This is a genomic window from Nocardia sp. NBC_01388, assembly GCF_045040085.1.
Taxonomy (GTDB): Bacteria; Actinomycetota; Actinomycetes; order Mycobacteriales; family Mycobacteriaceae; genus Nocardia.
In genome coordinates, this window is the sequence record NZ_CP109553.1 from 4,290,678 (window position 1) to 4,308,341 (window position 17,664).

The 17,664-nt window shown below is 67.2% G+C and carries 10 protein-coding genes and 1 riboswitch; of the genes, 4 read left to right on the top strand and 6 right to left on the bottom strand.

Annotated elements, in window-relative coordinates:
• Window positions 1–155: 155 nt before the first annotated feature.
• The 3 genes from coaD to OG716_RS21215 form a co-directional block, all read right to left on the bottom strand.
• The gene (gene coaD / locus OG716_RS21205; protein WP_405139214.1) at window positions 156–641 is read right to left on the bottom strand and encodes a pantetheine-phosphate adenylyltransferase; all 486 of its coding nucleotides are present in this window, start codon (window positions 639–641) and stop codon (window positions 156–158) included.
• Between the two features lie 214 nt (window positions 642–855).
• Window positions 856–1,440, bottom strand: coding sequence for a 16S rRNA (guanine(966)-N(2))-methyltransferase RsmD (rsmD, locus tag OG716_RS21210; RefSeq protein WP_405139216.1), 585 nt, complete (start codon window positions 1,438–1,440; stop codon window positions 856–858).
• Window positions 1,437–4,841: a pyruvate carboxylase gene (locus OG716_RS21215; protein ID WP_405139218.1), complete on the bottom strand. Its 3,405-nt coding sequence runs from the start codon at window positions 4,839–4,841 to the stop codon at window positions 1,437–1,439. The genes rsmD and OG716_RS21215 overlap by 4 nt, the downstream gene beginning before the upstream one ends.
• A gap of 327 nt (window positions 4,842–5,168) precedes the next feature.
• Window positions 5,169–5,364: riboswitch (cobalamin riboswitch) on the top strand.
• Between the two features lie 141 nt (window positions 5,365–5,505).
• Here OG716_RS21215 and metE point away from each other — a divergent pair.
• Together metE and OG716_RS21225 are read left to right on the top strand one after the other, a co-directional pair.
• Window positions 5,506–7,767, top strand: a complete 2,262-nt coding sequence (gene metE / locus OG716_RS21220) for a 5-methyltetrahydropteroyltriglutamate--homocysteine S-methyltransferase (protein ID WP_405139220.1) — start codon at window positions 5,506–5,508, stop codon at window positions 7,765–7,767.
• Between the two features lie 214 nt (window positions 7,768–7,981).
• Window positions 7,982–9,232, top strand: coding sequence for an MFS transporter (locus OG716_RS21225; RefSeq protein ID WP_405139222.1), 1,251 nt, complete (start codon window positions 7,982–7,984; stop codon window positions 9,230–9,232).
• A 3-nt stretch (window positions 9,233–9,235) separates the two neighbouring features.
• Here the strand turns inward: OG716_RS21225 and OG716_RS21230 are convergent, their stop codons facing one another.
• Entirely contained in the window at window positions 9,236–10,135 is a 900-nt protein-coding gene (locus OG716_RS21230) for a helix-turn-helix domain-containing protein (RefSeq protein WP_405139224.1), read from the bottom strand.
• A gap of 76 nt (window positions 10,136–10,211) precedes the next feature.
• Between OG716_RS21230 and OG716_RS21235 the strand changes: the two genes are divergently transcribed.
• Together OG716_RS21235 and OG716_RS21240 are read left to right on the top strand one after the other, a co-directional pair.
• Window positions 10,212–11,426, top strand: coding sequence for a DUF445 family protein (locus tag OG716_RS21235; protein WP_405139226.1), 1,215 nt, complete (start codon window positions 10,212–10,214; stop codon window positions 11,424–11,426).
• A gap of 216 nt (window positions 11,427–11,642) precedes the next feature.
• Window positions 11,643–13,064, top strand: a complete 1,422-nt coding sequence (locus OG716_RS21240; RefSeq protein WP_405139228.1) for a short-chain fatty acyl-CoA regulator family protein — start codon at window positions 11,643–11,645, stop codon at window positions 13,062–13,064.
• 263 nt (window positions 13,065–13,327) lie between these two features.
• Here the strand turns inward: OG716_RS21240 and recG are convergent, their stop codons facing one another.
• Together recG and OG716_RS21250 are read right to left on the bottom strand one after the other, a co-directional pair.
• Window positions 13,328–15,598 carry an ATP-dependent DNA helicase RecG gene (gene recG, locus OG716_RS21245; protein ID WP_405139230.1) on the bottom strand — a complete coding sequence of 757 codons (2,271 nt, stop codon included), beginning with the start codon at window positions 15,596–15,598 and terminating at the stop codon, window positions 13,328–13,330.
• Window positions 15,599–17,596, bottom strand: coding sequence for a DAK2 domain-containing protein (locus tag OG716_RS21250; protein ID WP_405139232.1), 1,998 nt, complete (start codon window positions 17,594–17,596; stop codon window positions 15,599–15,601).
• Window positions 17,597–17,664 lie beyond the last annotated feature (68 nt).

The following is a 17,664-nucleotide window of genomic DNA, read 5'->3' on the forward strand; positions in this document are numbered from 1 at the left end:
GGGGCGAAAGCAGATCACGCCATTCGGTTCGCGCGCGTCACCGTGAACGGCGGTTCGGGCCCGCACGCGTAATTGGTCGGGCACATACCGCACAGCCAGTTCCAGCGGGCCACGACGCAGTAGGACCGCGCGGGCGATGGGGACGCCCGTGCGGTTCAGCCGCGGCGTTCGCCAATACGCTCGAGCAGCCGCTTGTGCACGGCCGGCGGCAGCAGATCCGCGATATCGCCGCCGTAGGAGGCGACCTCCTTCACCAGCGAGCTGGAGACGAAGCCGTACTGCGGGTTGGTGATGATGAAGAAGGTGTCGACCCCCGACAGCTTCCGGTTCATCTGCGCCATCTGCATCTCGTACCCGAAGTCGGTGGCGTCGCGCAGACCCTTCACGATCGCGGTGATCCCCTGTGCCCGAGCGAAATCCACCGTCAGGCCCTGCCACGATTCCACCCGCACATTGGGCAGTTCGGAGGTGACCTCCCGGATCATCTCCATCCGCTCCTCGACGGTGAACATGCCCTTCTTGTTCGGGTTGATCGTCACTGTCACGACAACTTCATCGAACTGCGCGGCCGCTCGCGTGATCACATCGAGATGTCCATTGGTCACCGGGTCGAACGACCCCGGGCAGAGTGCTCCAGCCATGGCCGCACGCTACCGCAGCGCGCCCGTCCCCACCCCTGCGGACTCGCCGCCGGAGTAGGCGCCCGCACCGGCTGACACCCGCGAAACGCCACTACGAGCGCCCGCCAAAAACGACATGTCCGTCATGGCTGATCGGAGCCGGTGATGGCCGTCGACCAGGAACTGACGCGGCGGCTACTCACGCAATGCCGCCGTCAATTCCTGGTGATCTTGTTTACGGCTCGTATTCGGCGAGATCCAGGCGGGTTTCGCCATAGGTGCGGGATTTCAGGGGTGTGAAGCCCTCAGGCCATTTCAATTCGGGGGAACGGGTGGAGCGTTCCACGACGACGAGGGCTTCGGGATGCAGCCAGCCGCCTTCCACGAGGGCGCGCAGGTCGTCCTCCACCTCGGCGACGTCGAGGTCGTAGGGCGGGTCGGAGAAGACCAGGTCGTAGGGGCCGCCTGCCGGTGAGGATGCGCCGACGCCCACTGCGCTGCGACCGAGCAGGGCGGCGACCGTATTGGCGCGCAGGTCCGCGCCGGGGAGACCGAGGTCGGTCATATTGCCGCGAATCACGGTGGCGGCCTTGCGGTCGGCTTCGACCAGCAGGGCGTGGGATGCGCCACGGGACAGGGCTTCCAGTCCGAGCGCGCCGGAGCCGGCGTACAGGTCCAGGACGCGGATGTCGTCGAAATCCATGCGGGACACGAGCACATTGAAGAGCGCCTCGCGGACGCGGTCCGAGGTGGGGCGGGTGCCCGCGGGCGGGACGCGTAGTCGGCGTCCGCCCGCGGTGCCTCCGATGATCCGGGTCATTCGGCCGCTGTCTCGGTGATGTTCACGTCCACCAGCAGATCCCCGCCTTCGACCTGCTGGACCTTGCTGATGGCGACCCGGCGCACCGTGCCGGCCCGCGGGGCGGTGATGGCGGCTTCCATCTTCATGGCCTCGATGGTGCCGATGGTGTCGCCCGCCGTGACCGAATCACCTTCGGAGACAGCGAGGGTGACCACGCCGGCGAACGGCGCGGCGATATGACCGGCATTGTTCTTGTCGGCCTTCTCGGCGGTCGGGACCTCACTGGCGATGGAGCGGTCCCGCACGGTGATCGGCCGGAGCTGGCCGTTGAGGATGCACATGACCGTACGCATACCGCGCTCGTCGGGCTCGGAGATGGCTTCGAGGCCGATGAGCAGGGTGACGCCCTTGTCCAGCTGGACGCGATGTTCTTCGTCGTGGCGGAGGCCGTAGAAGAACTGGTTGGCGGACAGGCCGGTGGTGTCGCCGAACTTCTCACGGTGCGCGAGGAATTCGGCGGTCGGGGCGGGGAACAGCAGCCGGTTCAGCGTCCCGCGCCGCTCTTCGGAGCTGCCGGCGAGGCCCGCTTCGTCGGCAGCGGTGAGCTGGGTTTCCGGCTTGGCCGGGCCACGGCCCGCGAGCGCGCGGGTGCGGAACGGCTCGGGCCAGCCACCGGCCGGAGTGCCGAGTTCACCACGCAGGAAACCGATTACCGAATCCGGAATGTCGTAGCGGCCCGGATCGGAAGCGAAGTCCTCGACATCGACGCCGCTGCCGACCAGGGCGAGGGCCAGATCGCCGACGACCTTCGAAGACGGGGTGACCTTCACCAGACGGCCCAGAAGACGGTCGGCCGCAGCGTATTTGGCTTCGACCTCCTCGAATTGATCGCCCAGACCCAATGCGATGGCCTGCTGCCGCAGGTTCGACAGCTGACCGCCCGGAATCTCGTGGGTGTACACGCGGCCCGTCGGGCCCGGCAGTCCGGATTCGAACGGCCCGTACACCTTGCGCAGCGACTCCCAGTACGGCTCGAGATCGCACACGTTCTGCAGGCTCAACCCGGTGTCGTGCGGTGAATTCGCCGCTGCCGCAACGATTGCCGACAGCGCGGGCTGACTGGTCGTACCGGCCATCGGCGCACTCGCACCGTCGACAGCGTCCGCTCCGGCCTGCCAGGCCGACAGATAGGTGGCCAGCTGGCCGCCCGGGGTGTCGTGGGTGTGCACATGGACCGGCAGGTCGAATTCCCGCCGCAGCGCGGTCACCAGGGTCGCGGCGGCCGGTGCACGCAGCAGGCCCGCCATGTCCTTGATACCGATGATGTGCGCCCCGGCCTCGACGATCTGCTCGGCGAGCTTGAGATAGTAGTCGAGGGTGTAGAGGTTCTCGTTCGGATCGGACAGGTCGCCGGTGTAGCTCATGGCGACTTCCGCTACGGCAGTGCCGGTTTCGCATACCGCGTCGATCGCCGGGCGCATCTGATCGACATTGTTGAGCGCGTCGAAGATGCGGAAGATGTCGATGCCCGTCGCGGTGGCTTCGGAAACGAAAGCGCGCGTGACCTTTTCGGGGTACGGCGTGTAGCCGACGGTATTACGACCGCGCAGCAGCATCTGCAGATTGATATTGGGGACGGCCTCACGCAATGCGGCGAGACGCTCCCACGGGTCCTCGTACAGGAACCGCAGCGCCACGTCATAGGTTGCGCCACCCCAGCATTCGATGGACAGCAGCTCCGGCGTCAAGCGCGCGACATGCCCCGCTACATCCAGCAGGCCATTGGTCCGCACCCGGGTGGCCAGCAGCGACTGGTGCGCGTCACGGAAGGTGGTATCGGTGACCGCCACCCCCTGCTGCGCACGCAGTGCCCGGGCGAACCCTTCCGGCCCCAGTTCCAGCAGTCGCTGCCGGGATCCGGCCGGCGGCGGCACGGTGGTGTCGATGGGGGGCAGTTTGTCGTGCGGGTACAGCTTGGTCGGCCGGGTGCCGTGCGGCTTGTTCACCGTGACGTCGGCCAGGTAGTTCAGGATCTTGGTGCCGCGGTCGGCGGAGCTCTTCAGCGTCAGCAGCTGCGGGCGCTCATCGATGAACGAGGTGGTGACGCGTCCGGCCCGGAAGTCCGGGTCGTCGAGCACCGCCAGCAGGAACGGAATATTGGTCGTGACGCCACGAATACGGAACTCGGCCACCGAACGCCGGGCGCGGGCCATGGCGGTCTGGAAGTCGCGGCCACGGCAGGTGAGCTTCACCAGCATGGAGTCGAAGTACGCACCGACCTCGGCGCCGACATTGGTACCGCCGTCCAGGCGGACGCCCGCGCCACCGGGGCTGCGGTATCCGGTAATACGGCCGGTATCGGGACGGAACCCGTTGGCCGGGTCCTCGGTGGTGATGCGGCACTGCAGGGCCGCGCCGCGGATGACGATCGAATCCTGGCTCAGCCCAAGATCTTCCAGGGTCTCCCCCGCCGCGATCCGCATCTGCGACTGCACCAGATCCACATCGGTGATCTCTTCGGTCACCGTGTGCTCCACCTGAATACGCGGATTCATCTCGATGAAAACATGATTGCCACGCTCATCGAGAAGGAACTCCACAGTGCCCGCGCAGCTGTAGTCGATCTCCTTGGCGAACGCCACCGCGTCGGCGCAAATCCGTGCCCGCAGTGCGGGATCCAGATTCGGCGCGGGCGCCATCTCGATCACCTTCTGATGCCGCCGCTGCAACGAGCAGTCCCGCTCGTACAGATGGATGACATTGCCCTGCTGGTCGGCGAGGATCTGCACCTCGATATGGCGGGGATTGATCACCGCTTGCTCGAGGAACACCGTCGCATCGCCGAACGCCGACTCCGCCTCACGTGCGGCGGCTTCGATGGCCTCACGCAACTGCGCCTTGTCGGCGACCCGGCGCATACCGCGCCCGCCACCACCGGCGACAGCCTTCACGAAGAGCGGGAAGTGCATGCTCTCGGCAGCGGCGACCAATTCGTCCACATCCGAGGACGGCTCACTGGAGGCGAGCACCGGCAGTCCGGCAGCCTTGGCGGCGGCGATCGCCCGCGCCTTGTTACCGGTCAACTCGAGCACATGCGCCGACGGCCCGACGAAGGTGATGCCCTCCGCCGCACAGGCTGCCGCCAAATCCGGGTTCTCGGAAAGAAATCCGTAACCGGGATAGATGGCATCGGCGCCGGCGGACTTGGCCGCACTGATGATCTCCGCAATGGACAGGTACGCCCGTACCGGATGTCCGGGCTCCCCGATCTGGTACGCCTCGTCGGCCTTCAAACGATGGACCGAGTTGCGGTCCTCGTGCGGAAACACCGCGACAGTGCCGATGCCGAGTTCGTAGGCCGCGCGGAATGCGCGAATGGCGATCTCGCCGCGGTTGGCGACCAGGACTTTGGAGAACATTCGCCTAAGGTACCTGCCCCGGTATGCCCGGCGGGCATCGAAGTCATCTTCGCAGCAATCTTCACAGTCACAGACCGGTCGGTTGCGAATTTGTGTTCATCACCTGGCAACATGCGTTTCTGTGAGGTCCACGGGTCAGAGCCGTCCGGGTTCGCTTCCTTGCTAACCGAAGGCAGTGAAGAGCCGCCCCGCAGAGCCGCATCGATTTACCCACCGGTAACAGCGGACCGTCGCCCCGCGCCGGGCGGCTCGACAGAGCCGATATGCTCACAGTGCAATCGGTTCGCCCGGTGCAGGTGCCGGAAGCCTCCGCCCCTCGCGCCGCGCGTCGAAGCCGCTCCACTCGATTCGAGTGGAGAGGTGAGAGGGAAGCTGGTGAGAATCCGGCACTGTCCCGCAGCGGTATGCAGGAACGACCGCCGTCAGAAGCACTGGGTTCATCCCTGGGAAGCGACGGCCACTAGGTCGGCCGAGAGGCCGGTGCCTGCGAGTCCGAAGACCTGCCGAATGCGCCGGATACGCCGTATCCGGCGGTCTCCGCCTCGTGGACTGGGTGGACGGACCGGATTTCCCGCACGCCGCGTCGACGGCGCCCTCGGGGACTCCAGCGTTCGTGCTCACCTGTGGCGTCGACCAGTGGCAATGGAACACTTGGAGCACAGCCGTGACCAACAATTCCCCTTTCACCGCAACAGTTCTCGGCCTGCCCCGGATCGGGCCGAACCGTGAGCTCAAGCGCGCGACCGAGTCCTACTGGGCCGGGCGCAGCGGCGCGGACGAACTGCACGCGGTCGCCGCGGAACTGCGCCGGGCCCAGCTCACCGAGCTCGTCGCGGCCGGACTGGATTCGATTCCGGTCGGCACCTTCTCCTATTACGACCAGATGCTGGATACCGCGGCCATGTTCGGCGCACTGCCGCCGCGGGTCGCCGGTATCGCCGATCCGCTGGATCGCTACTTCGCGGCCGCACGCGGCAATGATTCGGTCGAACCCCTGGAAATGACCAAGTGGTTCGACACCAACTACCACTACCTGGTGCCGGAGTTCGGCGCGCACACCGAGTTCACGCTGAACGCGGCGAAGATCCTCGCCGAGCTGCGCGAGGCGCAGGAGCTCGGTGTGCCCGCCCGTCCGGTGGTCATCGGACCGCTCACCTTCCTGAAGCTGGCCAAGGATGCCGAGGGCGATCCGCTGCGGCGCATCGACGCCCTGCTGCCGCTGTACGCCGAGCTGCTGGGCGCGCTCGCCGCGGCGGGCGCGCAGTGGGTGCAGCTCGATGAGCCGGTGCTGGTCACCGATCTGACCGAGGCCGAGCTCGCCGTCGCGAGCCGGGTGTACGAGGAGCTGTCGGCGCTCGCCGATCGGCCCGCCGTGCTGGTGGCCACCTACTTCGGCCGTCCCGGTACGGCTCTGCGGGTGCTGGCGGCGACCGGGGTCGAAGGCATAGCCCTGGATCTCACCACCGGGGCCACCGTGGATGCCATTGCGGCGATCCCGGCGCTCGCGGGCAAGCTGGTCGTGGCCGGTGTGGTGGACGGCCGCAATGTGTGGCGCACCGATGCCGATCGCGCGCTCGCCGTGCTGGGCACGCTGCTCGGCAGCACCGGCGCGCTGGTGGTGTCGACCTCGTGCTCGCTGCTGCATGTGCCGTATTCGCTTGCGGCGGAAACCGATATCGATGCGGCGCTGCGCTCGTGGCTCGCATTCGGCGCCGAGAAGGTCGCCGAGGTGCGCCTGCTGGCCACCGCACTGCACGAGGGCACCGAGGCCGTGTCCGGCGAATTGGCCGCTGCCCGTGCGGCTCTCGCCGCCCGCGCCACCGACCCCCGATTGCGCAATGACACCGTGCGAGCCCGCCTCAGCGCGCTCGGCGAGTCCGCCACCCACCGCGCTCCGGCCGCGGATCGCCGTGTGCTGCAGCAGGAACGGCTGCATCTGCCGCTGCTGCCGACCACCACGATCGGCTCCTATCCGCAGACGACCGCGATCCGCAAGGACCGCGCCGCCTTCACCAAGGGCACGATCACGGCCGAACAGTACCGCGATCGCATGCGCGCCGAGATCGCCGATGTCATTGCGCTACAGGAGAAGCTGGGCCTGGACGTGCTGGTGCACGGCGAGCCGGAGCGCAATGACATGGTGCAGTACTTCGCCGAACAGTTGACAGGCTTCCACGCCACCGCGAACGCCTGGGTGCAGTCCTACGGCACCCGCTGCGTGCGCCCGCCGATCCTGTACGGCGATGTGACACGCCCGAATCCGATGACGGTCGAGTGGATCGAATACGCGCAGTCGCTCACCGATAAGCCGGTCAAGGGCATGCTGACCGGTCCGGTGACCATTCTCGCGTGGTCGTTCGTGCGCGACGACCAGCCGATCGAGGACACCGCCCGCCAGGTGGCGCTCGCGATTCGTGACGAGACGGTGGATCTGCAGGCGGCGGGCATCCGGGTCATCCAGGTCGACGAGCCCGCCCTGCGCGAGCTGCTGCCGCTGCGCGCCGATGCCAAGCAGCAGTATCTGGCGTGGGCGGTCGCCGCCTTCCGGCTCGCCACCTCCGGCGTCTCGGATGCCACCCAGATCCACACGCACCTCTGCTATTCCGAGTTCGGCGAGGTCATCGGGGCCATCGCCGCGCTCGACGCCGACGTCACCTCCATCGAGGCGGCCCGCTCGCATATGGAGGTTCTCGACGATCTCAATGCCGCCGGCTTCGCCCTCGGTGTCGGCCCCGGCGTCTACGACATCCATTCCCCGCGCGTCCCGGAGGTCGATGAAATCACCACCTCCCTGCGCGAGGCCCTGAAAGCGGTTCCCGCGGAACGCCTCTGGGTGAACCCGGACTGCGGTCTCAAGACCCGCGGCCCCGCCGAGGTCGAAGCCTCACTCCGCAATCTGGTCGAAGCGGCCCGCGCGGTGCGCTGATTCGCCCATAGTCCGACCCACCGAAAAGGGCCCGCAGTCATCCGGCTGCGGGCTCTTTTCGCCGCGGGCACACCGTGCTGACCTGGAATGTCGGCGAAGGTCCGACAAGATCGGCGGGAACGGGCCAGTATGGATGCGCTTGCTGTCTCGGGTGATTTCCGAACCGGTCGGGTTCTTGTCGCCGAGGCGTGGTCGGCGGATGACAAGGGGAATCATGACGACGGTACCGAGGACAAAACTCACTGCGGACCAACGTAATTCGTTCATCGCCGCCCAGCTCGGCTGGACCATGGACGCCTTCGACTACTTCATCGTGATCTTCGTCTACGCCGATATCGCCACGAGTTTCGGCAAGTCCAAGGGTGAGGTCGCCTTCATCACCACGGCCACGCTCATCATGCGTCCGGTGGGGGCGCTGCTCTTCGGATTGTGGGCCGACCGGATCGGGCGGCGCGTTCCCCTCATGGTGAATGTGGCCGTGTACTCGGTGGTCGGCTTCCTCTGCGCATTCGCGCCGAACTTCACCGTGCTGGTGATTCTGCGCATGCTCTACGGGATCGGCATGGGCGGTGAGTGGGGTCTCGGCGCGGCGCTGGCCATGGAGAAGATTCCGGCGGAGCGGCGCGGGTTCTTCTCCGGATTGCTGCAGGAGGGCTACTCGTTCGGGTACCTGCTGGCCTCGCTCGCCTCACTGCTGGTGTCGAATTGGCTCGGCCTGTCGTGGCGCTGGCTGTTCGCGCTGTCGATCATTCCCGCGCTCATCATCCTGATTCTGCGCACCCGGGTGCGTGAGTCCGAGGTGTGGGAGGCCGCGCAGGAGAAGCTGCGCGTCACCACGACCTCGTTCCGCGACATCGTGACCAACCCGGTCATCGTGCGCCGCTTCATCTATCTGGTGCTGCTCATGACAGCGTTCAACTGGATGAGCCACGGCACCCAGGACGTGTATCCGACCTTCCTCTCGGCCACCCAGCACGGCGGTGCGGGGCTCTCGACCGTCACCGCCAAATGGATCGCGGTGATCTACAACATCGGCGCGATCATCGGCGGCCTGGTCTTCGGCACGTTGTCGCAGCGGTACGGCCGCCGCTACACCATCATTTTCTGCGCTCTGCTCGGATTGCCGATCGTGCCGCTGTGGGCCTACTCGCACACCGCGGCCATGCTCTGCCTCGGTGCGTTCCTGATGCAGCTCATGGTGCAGGGCGCCTGGGGCGTCATCCCCGCCCATCTCACCGAGATGTCACCCGACGCGATCCGCGGTTTCTACCCCGGCGTCACCTACCAGCTCGGCAACCTGCTGGCCTCGCTGAATCTGCCCATCCAGGAACGCCTCGCCGAATCACACGGCTACCCCTTCGCCCTCGCCGCGACCATCATCCCGGTCCTGGTGGCCGTCATCTTCCTCACCTCGATAGGCAAGGAGGCCAGGGGAATCCGATTCGGCGTGGCCGCTCCGACCTAGCGATCAGGTGCCGGCGTGGTTCTTACTGTTGACACCGTCGCCGATGCGGCGGGCGGCGGTGGCCAGTTCGGCGAGGTAGCGGCGGCGCTCGTCGCGGGTGACATCCATTCGGAGCGGGCCGATCTGGAGTTCCATGACCGCACGGCCGCCGCCGCCGAATACCGGTGCGCTCATATAGCTGATCGGCAGCGGGATCTCCGCGTCGAGCGTCGCCTGGTCGTAGGCGCTGCCGATAATGGTGCCGAGCTGGGCGAGCACCCGGCCGCGCAGATCCTTGCTCGCGGGGTGATCGGCGAGGTGATCGGCGACCTCGGAGAGCACCCGGACGGTGGGCATGCTGTCGGGTTCCAGCCGCCAGGCGCAATTGCCGGTGGTGCGCAGGGTGGACAGCACGTCCCGGTATTCCTCGCGGCGTTCGGGTCCGCGAGTCTGCAGCCAATCCTGTTGGCGCGCAGCGCTGGAGTGGGCGATGATCGCCGCGCCCGCGGGCGCCCGCAGGGGGATGCGCGCACCGGCTTCGATACCCACGGTGAGCCGATCACGGGTCACCGCGACGAACTCGATGCGTTCACCGGCGACAGCGGTCAGCGCGGCGCCGCAGTCGACCCGCGCGGCCAGTCGCTCCAATTCTTCGTTCAGCCAGATCCGATCACCACGGGAATCGGCGACCCGCCGGCCGAGCGCGGCGACGGCCGGGCCGAGTTGGTAGGTCAGATCGGGCAGCCGCCGCACCCACCCGCGTTCGGCGAGCGCGGACAGAATCGCCCCGGCGGTGGAACGGTTGAGATCGAGACTGTCGGCGATTTCGGCGGAGGTGAGGGTGTGCTGCTGTGCCGCGAGCAGTTCCACGATGGAGATGACGCGCTGGGTAGGCGGCGAGCTCTCCGTCTTGCCAGCGGGCACGTGCGTCTCCTAGCCTCTCGATACGAATAACCGAATCATTCTATTCGAATAGTCGCACCGAGGAGTCTGAACCGTCGTGATCGCGGATTTCGCCGACCACTGGCTGCTGTACTGTTCGATTCCGCTCGTCGCCGCGCTCATCGGCTGGGTGACCAAAATCGTCGCCGTGCAGATGCTCATGTATCCGCTCGAATTCCGCGGCATCCCACCGTGGTTGGGCTGGCAGGGCGTCATTCCGCGCTCCGCGCCGCGCATGGCGACCATCGCGGTCGACCTCATGTTCGGCAAGCTCATCGATCCACAGGACATCATCGCCCGCATCGATATCGCCGAACTGACCACCCGCCTGCGCGAACCCCTGAACGCGGGCGTGGACTACATGGTGCGCGAGATGATGATGAAGTATCAGCCACGGCTGTGGGTGAACATGCCGGAGGCGGGCCGGCGCGCCATCATCGAACGCGCACAACGGGATCTGCCGCAGCTCATCGCGGATATCGTCGTCGATCTGCGCACCAATCTCGATCAGGTGATGGATCTGCGCGGGATGGCCATCAGCGCGCTGGTGGACGATAAGTCGCTGCTGGTGGAGATGGTGCGCCGGGTCGGCCGCAATGAACTGCGGTTCATCGTGCGCTCGGGGCTGATCTTCGGCACGGTGCTCGGTTTTGTGCAGATGATCACCTGGGCGTTCACCCATTCCTCCTGGCTCATGCCCGCTTTCGGCGGTTTCACCGGATTGGTCACCGACTGGCTGGCCCTGCAGATGATCTTCCGGCCGATCCGTCCGGTCGGTATCGGACCGCTGCGCTGGCAGGGCCTGTTCCACAAGCGCCGCGACGAGGTCTGCACTGACTACGGCGATCTCATCGCAACCGAAATCCTCACCCCCGCACGCATTCTGGAGGCGGTGCTCAACGGAGAGCGGGCCGACCGGTTGGCTTCGATCCTCGATCATCACATCACCGAATTCCTCGACCTGCAAACCGGCCCGGCCAAACCGCTCATGCTCATGGTCGCGCGCGAGAGCTACACCGCCCTGCAGCGCGATGCCGTGACCTTCGTACTCGATCACGTGCGGGCCGCGGCGAATTCGGGCTTCGACCGGCATGCCATCGAGGCCCTGGACGTGCGCAGCCTGGTCATCGAGAAGACCGAGCAACTCAGCGACGACGAGTACGAGGGCCTGCTGCGCCCCGCGTTCAAACAGGACGAGTGGAAACTGGTGGCTATCGGCGCGGCGCTCGGCTTCCTCGTCGGCGAACTTCAGGTTCACGTGTTGCTGACCTGAAACGGCCGCTCGCGCTACCGCATCGGCCTGCGGTTCAGCCGCGGCGAACGCGGGGCCCGCGTACGATGAGGCCGCGGTGGACAACGGCCCGAATTGCCGAATTCGCATGCTACGCAGTCGGAGCGCGACCGCGAAATCCCATGCAGCAATAAGAAATGCGGACAAGTACCTCCATATTGCGATGATTGCAAAGCCTGATCGGTAGCATCTCGCATTGTGCGCAAGATGTATGCGGGTGCCCGACTACGACGGTTGCGCGAGGAACGGCGGATGACCCAGGCGGCCTTGGCCAAATCCCTGGATCTCTCGCCCAGCTACCTCAACCAGCTCGAGCGAGATCAGCGGCCACTGACCATTCCGGTGCTGCTCAAACTGAACTCCACCTTCGATCTGGATGTGCAGTTCTTCGCCGCGGATTCCGATGCCCGCCTCGTCTCGGACCTACACGAGATTCTGGTGGAGGCCGCGGGCGGCAATGCCGCGCCGGTCGCCGAGGTCGAGGATTTGGCGACCCGCATGCCGGAGGTCTCGAAAATCGTTGTGGCCATGCACCGCCGACTACGGGCGGCCACCGATCAACTGGATCTGCTCTCCGCCAAGGTCGCCACGCCGACCGGCGCTCCGGGCGTGCCGATGCCGTACGAGGACGTGCGCGACTTCTTCTACGACCATCACAATCACATTGCCCAGCTGGACCTCGCGGCCGAGCGATTGTTCGACGACTGCGGGCTCACCATCGGCTCGCTGGACCGGCAGCTGGCGCGGGTGGCCGAGGAGCGCGCGGGCGTCACCGTCCTGGTGCGTGGCGACGGGGCCGACCCGAATGTGCCCAAACGCCACTACGAACCGGAAACCCGCACGCTCACGCTCGCCCGAAGACTCCGGCCGGGGCAGCGCGCCTTCCAGATCGCGTCCACCCTCGCATTCCTGTTGCACGGCAATCTGCTCGACGAGGTGCTGGACGAAACCCCTTCGCTCGCAGGAGAATCCCGCACCCTCGCTCGTGTCGGGCTGGCCAACTACTTCGCCGGCGCACTGGTGCTGCCGTACAGCAAATTCCTGCGTTCGGCCGAAGAGCTACATTACGATATCGACCTGCTCAGCCTGCGTTTCGAGGTCGGCTTCGAAACCATCTGCCATCGGCTCAGCACTCTTCAGCGGCAGGGCCAGCGCGGGGTGCCCTTCTTTCTGGTCCGCACCGACCGCGCCGGAAACATCTCGAAACGCCAGTCCGCCACCGCATTCCATTTCTCCAGAGTCGGCGGCAGCTGCCCGCTCTGGGTGGTGCACGAGGCCTTCGCCCACCCCGGCCGCATGCTGACCCAGGTCGCCGCCATGCCCGACGGCCGCCGCTACCTGTGGATCGCCCGCACCACCACCCCCACCCCGACCGGATTCGGCACCGCCGGAAAAGAATTCGCCATCGGCCTGGGCTGCGATATCGAATACGCCGACCGCCTCGCCTACTCCCGCGGCCTGCAACTCGAAGACCCCACCACGGCCATCCCCATCGGCGCCGGCTGCAAGGTCTGCGAACGCCCCAGCTGCTCCCAGCGCGCCTTCCCCCAAATAGGCCGCCCCCTGGCCATCACCGAAAACACCAGCAGCGACCTCCCCTACCCCCGCCTCCCCCAGTAGTCCGCCGCACCACGACAATCGCACAGCCCGCCCCTACACCGAACAGCCGGCCTCCAGATCGAACAACACTTCTAAGCGCTGTTCGGCTGAGAGACAGCCTGTTCCGTAGAGGGAAGTGCGAAAAGACGCCGCGCCGGGCACGTCGCCTGCCTCTCGCCGAGTGGGCGCTCGCGGTGGCGTTTCCGGCGTGTCGCCACCATGAGGGCCCACTCGCCGCAGCGTCCTGCCGGTCGGCAGGCGCAGTCGGCACCAACTGCGGCGGGTTAGGACTTGGCCAGATACTCCAGGCGTTCGCCGTCTACGGCGGCGGTCATCATGCTGGCCAGGCCGGGGTGTTTTTGCAGGCCGGGGTCGGCGGTGACTACCTCGCGGGCCAATTGCTGTGCGGCGGTGATTACTTCGAGGTCGTCCAGGAGCGACAGGAGGCGGAGGCTGCGGGCGGTGCCGGATTGGGCGGAGCCGAGGACGTCGCCTTCGCGGCGCTGGCGCAGGTCCAGGACTGCCAGTTCGAAGCCGTCGGTGGTGCCGGCCACCGCTTCCAGGCGGGCCATTGCCGTTCCCACGGGGCCGGATTCGGTAATGAGCAGGCAGAGGCCCGGATGTTTGCCGCGGCCGACACGGCCGCGGAGCTGATGCAGCTGACTCACGCCGAAGCGGTCGGCGTCCACGATCACCATGACGGTCGCGTTCGGGACGTCCACGCCGACTTCGACGACGGTGGTGCAGACCAGCACATCGATCTCGGCATCGTTGAAAGCCCGCATGACGCGGTCCTTCTCGTCCGAGGGGAGACGGCCGTGCAGCAGGCCGATGCGCAGATCCTTCAGCGCGCCGGTGCTGAGCATCTCGTAGATGTCGACGGCGGAGTGGGTGGTGGGGCCTTCCTTCTCTTCCTCGGATTTCGCCTTGCGGCCCTTGGTCTTGCCGTTCTCCTCCTCGTCACCGATGCGGGAGCACACCACGTACGCCTGGCGGCCCGCCTGCACCTCCTCGTGGATGCGCTCCCACGCGCGATCCACCCAGGACGGTTTCGCCTTGGCGGGCACCACCTTCGAGGTGATGGGTGAGCGGCCGCTCGGCAGCTGGGTGAGGGTGGAGGTCTCCAGGTCGCCGAGGGTGGTCATGGCGATGGTGCGCGGAATGGGGGTGGCGGTCATGACCAGCAGATGCGGACTGATGCCGTTCTTGGCCTTGGCGCGCAGGGCATCTCGCTGTTCCACGCCGAAGCGGTGCTGTTCGTCGACCACCACCATGCCGAGGTCGAAGAACTCCACCGAATCCTGGATGAGGGCGTGCGTGCCGATGAGGATGCCCGCCTCACCGGTGACGGCGTCCAGCAGCGCGGCCCGCTTCTGGCCCACCGACATGGAGCCGGTCACCAGCACCACCTTGGTGGCGATATCGGACGCACCCAGTTCACCGGCATTGCCGAGATCACCGAGCATATTCTTCAGCGACCGATAGTGCTGGGAGGCAAGGACTTCCGTCGGAGCGAGCAGCGCGCACTGCTGACCGTTGTCGACCACCTGCAGCATGGCGAGCAGGGAGACGATGGTCTTGCCGGAACCCACCTCGCCCTGCAGCAGCCGGTGCATGGGATGGGTGCGCGACAGATCGGCGGAGATCTCCTCGATGACGGTCTGCTGACCCTCGGTCAGCTCGAACGGCAGTCGCTTGTCGAAGGCCGCGGCAATGCCGTCGGTGCGCGGCAGGCTCGCCTTCGCGGTGCGACCCTCCGCCTGATGCCGGCGCTCGGCCAGCACCAGTTGCAGGGCCAGGGCTTCGTCGAAACGCAGCCGGCCCCTGGCCTCTTCGATATCGGACTTGCTCTCGGGTAGGTGGATGAGCCGCAGCGCGTCGGAGACCGGCACCAGTCCATGTTCGGCGCGCAGGTCCTCGGGCAGCGGATCCTCTATGGGGTCGAGCTGATCGAGCACCTGCCGCACACAGCGCAGCAGATCCCAGCTCTGCACCTTGGCGGTGGCCGGGTACACCGGGATGAACTCCCGCTCGAAGAACGAGATATCCACGCCCCCGGCGCCTTTCGCGCTCTGCGCCAGGCCGCGCAGGGCGCCGCCGCCGCGCACCGAGGTGAGGCTCTCGACCGAGCCGTCGCCCTTGTCGGGCAGGATCAGATAGTCCGGATGCGAGAGGTTCCAGCGGTCCGGGCGCCACCAGTGCACGGTGCCGGACATCATGGCGCGCACCCCCTCCTTCACGAGGTGGCGGACCTTGTCGCCATTGAAGAAGGTGACCTCGATCGGCTTCGCGGAGCCGGTGTCCAGGCTCACCTTCAGCAGGCTGCCGCGCCGATTCTTCATGGGGCGCAGGTCGGTTTTGGTGACCCGGCCCATGACCGTGATGTGCTGGCCCTCCTCCGGCGCCTCCTCGGTGAGCGGCTGCCCCTGCGTGGCATAGCGCAGCGGATAGTGCCGTAGCAGGTCCTCGACGGTGCTCATATCGAACGCCTCGGCCAGCGGTTCGGCGGCCTTCACGCCGAGCACATGGTCGAGCCGATCACCCAGTGTCGCCACCTATTCCACCCCGATCTGCACCAGATCACCGGCCTGACCACCGGGATACACCACCACCTCGACACCCGGGAACGTGGCGCCGACGTGCTCGGCCAATTCTTCCGAAAGTCCCTGCGGCGCTTCCGCACCGATGAGCATGGTCACCAATTCCCCACCGAGACCGAGCATTCGGTCCAGCAGGGTGCATCCCGCGGAGGCCACATCCGAATCGATGACCACGACATCGTGCCCGACGAGCCCCAGCCCGTCACCCGCCTCGCAGGTGCCGACAATCGTGAGCGCGCGCTCCGGCGCGATTCGCAAAGCGCCCCAGCGGGTTCCGGCGGCCGCCTCGGACATGGCGAAGACATCGTCGGCCGCGATCCGCCCACCGTCGTGCATGGACAGCGCCGCCAGCCCCTGCACCATCGAGGCGCTCGGCAGCATGAGCACATCGCGATTCCCGTCGCGCGCGGCCACACTCACCGCCATCAACTCGTGTGCGGGCAGGGCGCCGTTCGGCAGCACCAGCACCTCACGATGGGGCAGTCGCCGAATCCCGGCCAGCAGCGCCTGGGCCGTCACCTCCCCCTCGAGCACCTCGGCCCCCGCATCCTCGAACAGGCGCACCGCCCCCGCCCCCGAGGCCACCGCGAGAATTCCCCGCTCGCCCGGCCCGCCCGGCGCATGCGCCGACACCGCCAGCGTCTCGATCCGAATCCCGCTCACCCACCCCGCCGCCAGCCCGGCCTCCACCGCCGCCCCCGCATCCGCACAGTGCACATGCGCCGACCAGATCCCGCCCCCGTCCCCCACGACGACAACCGAATCCCCCAGCCCGTCAAGCTGTTCCCGCAACCGGGCAACCCGCTGCTCATCGGTCCCACTCAGCAGATACATCACCTCATACTGCGGCGCATACCCCCCACCGAACCCCTCCACCGTCTCATGCTCGCCACCTCCGGGACCGCCGCCCCGCACCCCGATCCCGCTCGGCCCCAACGCATTCGGGGCCCCCATCGCCCCACCGGCATTCTGCGCATGCGCGGCCGCCGCACCTGCCGTCGCGGCACTCGCACCGGCCGCTGTCCCCACGCTCCAGGTCGCGCCGGCGGCACCACCGTCCGCATTCGTGGTCGTTGCACGGGTCGAGTCGGCGACCATCCCACTCATGCCATCCCCGGGGCGCGCCCCGCGCTCGCCATTCCTCACATATGCGGGCCGGGCCACCGGCTGCCCACCGGTCGTGGTCACCAACTCGTCCAAGAGGACCAGCAGTCCCCGCGCGCCCGCGTCCACAACCCCGGCCTGCCGCAATACTCCGAGCTGCCCCGGCGTCTCCCCGAGCGCCTTGGCCGCACCGTCAGCCGCCGCCAGCGCCACCGCGACCAGCGTGCGCTCCGAGCAGTCGGCAGCGCGCTCGGCCGCACAATCGAGCACGGTGAGCATGGTCCCCTCGACCGGAGAACTCAGCGCCTCCCGCACCAGCAGCGCCGCTCGCCGCAGCCCTTCCCGCAATGTCTGTTCATCGAGCGGCCCGTCACACACCGCCTCGGCCACGCCACGCAGCACCTGCGACAAGATGATTCCCGAATTGCCTCGCGCCCCGATCGTCGCCGCCCGAGCCATGGCTCCGGCAACCTCCTGCGCCGACAACCGCGCATTCAGTACCGCATCGGCGGACCTGACCTGCTCAGCGCTCTCGGCATCCGAATTCGGTGCACTCACGACGCCGGAATCCCGTTCGGCGCGCCGACCTGCCACAACTGACGTGGTCTCGCCCACAGCCTGGTCGGCCGCTGACCGGTCGCCGCCGCGGGACCGGTCGGCGGCGAGGGATTCGGCCGCGCGCACGGCGGCGCGCATGGTGCTGAAGAGATTGGTGCCGGTGTCGGAGTCGGCGACCGGGAATACGTTCAGCGCGTTGATCTCGTCACGGTGGCGTTCCAGGGCGTGTAGGCAGCCCTGCCCCCAGCGCAGCAGCGCAGCACCGTCGAGCACGTCCCCAACCGCGGGCACCGTCACCGTCCTTCCGCCGCATTTCCCGACCTTACGATCCGGCCGCCAGCCTAGTCGGGAACACCGAC